This window comes from Microbacterium sp. (assembly GCF_049661145.1).
Lineage (GTDB): Bacteria > Actinomycetota > Actinomycetes > Actinomycetales > Microbacteriaceae > Microbacterium.
Genome location: NZ_JBASZT010000412.1, coordinates 1 through 2497 on the forward strand (window position 1 = coordinate 1; position 2497 = coordinate 2497).

Annotated in this window: 3 protein-coding genes; all 3 read right to left on the reverse strand. The window is 73.6% G+C overall.

Translation table 11 applies throughout. From position 1 onward, the window contains the following. Window positions 1-967 (reverse strand): glutamate-1-semialdehyde 2,1-aminomutase (locus WBP48_RS17015; protein WP_424441925.1); only part of this gene is annotated, 967 nt, incomplete at its 3' end. Further along, the gene (gene hemB, locus WBP48_RS17020) at window positions 964-1959 is read right to left on the reverse strand and encodes a porphobilinogen synthase (protein ID WP_424441926.1); all 996 of its coding nucleotides are present in this window, start codon (window positions 1957-1959) and stop codon (window positions 964-966) included. The genes WBP48_RS17015 and hemB, both read right to left, overlap by 4 nt. Further along, the coding region (locus WBP48_RS17025; RefSeq protein WP_424441927.1) for a uroporphyrinogen-III synthase at window positions 1956-2497 on the reverse strand (542 nt) is incomplete at its 5' end. The genes WBP48_RS17025 and hemB, both read right to left, overlap by 4 nt.

A 2497-nucleotide genomic window follows, 5' to 3' on the forward strand; every position in this document is an offset into this window, starting at 1 on the left:
GGGTCGCGAGGCCCGCCGCGACGGCGACCGGGTTCCCGCTGAGAGTTCCCGCCTGGTACACCGGGCCGAGCGGCGCGAGCAGATCCATGATGTCCGCGCGCCCGCCGACGGCGGCCACCGGCAGCCCGCCGCCGATCACCTTGCCGAACGTCACGAGGTCGGGCACGACCCGCTCCCCCGCCGTAACCAGCACTTCTGCGTACCCGCCCGGCGCCGCGCGGAATCCGGTCAGCACCTCGTCGCTGATGAGCAGCGCCCCGTCGGCATGGCACAGGTCCGCCACGAACGTCGAGAACCCGGATGCCGGCGGCACGACGCCCATGTTCGCCGCCGCCGCCTCGGTGATCACCGCGGCGATCCGGCCGGGATGCGCCTCGAACACCGCGGCGAGCGCCTCGCGGTCGTTGTACGGCACGACGAGGGTCTGCGCCGCAACGGCCTCGGGCACGCCCGCCGACCCGGGCAGCGCGAACGTCGCCAGCCCCGACCCTGCTGCGGCGAGCAGCCCGTCGGAGTGGCCGTGGTAGTGCCCGGCGAACTTCACGAGCAGGTCGCGCCCGGTGGCTCCCCGCGCGAGCCGGATCGCGGTCATCGTCGCCTCGGTGCCGGTCGACACGAGCCGCGCCTTCTGCACGATCGGCGTGCCGGCCACGGCCGGAACGCGTGCGACGATCTCCTCGACGAGCTCCGCCTCCGTGGGCGTCGGCGCCCCGAACGACAGACCGCGTCGCGCCGCCTCGACGACCGCCTCGACGACCGCGGGGTGGCTGTGGCCGAGGAGGGCCGGACCCCAGCTCGCGACGAGGTCGACGTAGCGGCGGCCCTCGGCATCCGTCACGTACGGACCCTCCGCCGACACGAGGAACCGCGGCGTGCCGCCGACCGACCCGTACGCGCGCACCGGGGAATCGACGCCGCCGGGGATCACCGCCCGCGCGCGGGCGAACAGGTCCGCGTTCGTGCTCATCCCAACGTCCTTCCGTCGCGCAGCCACCCCGCGACTTCGATCGCCCAGTACGTGAGGATCGCCTCGGCACCGGCGCGACCTATGCCGAGGAGACTCTCGCCGATCGCCCGTTCCCGGTCGATGACCCCCGCCGCTGCGGCGTGCTCGATCATCGCGTACTCCCCCGACACCTGGTACGCCCACACCGGCACCGGCGAGACCGCCGCCACCTCAGCGAGCACGTCGAGGTAGGGTCCGGCGGGCTTGACCATCACGACGTCGGCGCCCTCGTCGACGTCGGCGAGCGCCTCCTGCACCCCTTCGCGCCCGTTCCCGGGATCGAGCTGGTAGGTGCGACGGTCACCGGTCAAGGTCGACTCGACGGCGTCGCGGAACGGTCCGTAGAACGCGGACGCGTACTTCGCCGCGTACGCCAAGATCACGACGTCCGTGCGACCGGCGGCGTCCAGTGCCGCGCGGCACGCGGCGACCTGGCCGTCCATCATGCCGGACAGCCCCAGCACCTCGGCGCCGGCGTCGGCCTGCGCGAGCGCCATGCGCGCGTACACCTCGAGCGTCGCGTCGTTGTCCACGCTGCCGTCGGCGGCCAGCACACCGCAATGGCCGTGATCGGTGAACTCGTCGAGGCAGAGGTCGGCCTGCACGGTGATCCGTCCCGCCGCGGCGTCGGCGACGACACGTATCGCGCGGTTCAGGCTGCCGTCGGGGTCGGTCGCACCGGACCCGACCGCGTCGCGGGTCGCGGGCACGCCGAACAGCATGATGCCCCCGATCCCGGCCGCCACGGCCTCCTCGACGACCGCCGGGAGCGCGTCGAGCGGATGCTGCGACACCCCCGGCATGCTCGCGATCGGCAGCGGCGCGTCGATGCCCTCCTTCACGAACACGGGCAGCACGAGCTGTGCGGGGTGCAACCGTGTCTCGGCGACGAGGCGGCGCAGGGCCGGGCTCTGCCTGAGGCGGCGCGGGCGGCGAGTGGGGAACGCGGTCATGGGGCGACCTCCTCCGGGAGTCGGGGGCGGGCGTCGAGTTCCGCGAGCAGCGCGTCGACGCTCTGGGTATGGGCGGTGTGGCCGACCGTGAAGCCGAGAGATTCAGCATCCCGCGTCGTTCCGGGACCGATCGAGGCGACGAGAACGGATGCCGGGAGGATGCCGGGCCGGCCCGGAAGACTCGCGTCCCCAAGGCAGGTCTTTTCGCCCCCGGGCGCGGCAGCGCCCCTGAAAAGCTGCCGCCGCAGCTCGCGGGCGACGCTCAGCGACGTCAGCAGCACGATGTCGATGCGGCCGTCTCGGAGGTCGTCGGCGACCTCGGGCGGCAGATCGACGCCCACGGTGCGGTAGCCGATGCAGACGTCGACGGCGTAGCCCTGCATCTCGAGCTCGTCACTGACGACGGCCGCAGCGAGGTCGGAGCGTACGACGAGGCAGCGCCCGGTGGATGCCGGGGAGCGCCCGGCGGACCACTGCGCGACCATCGCGCGAGCCGAGGACTGCCCGACCGGGACGAACGCGACATCGGCGCCGAGCG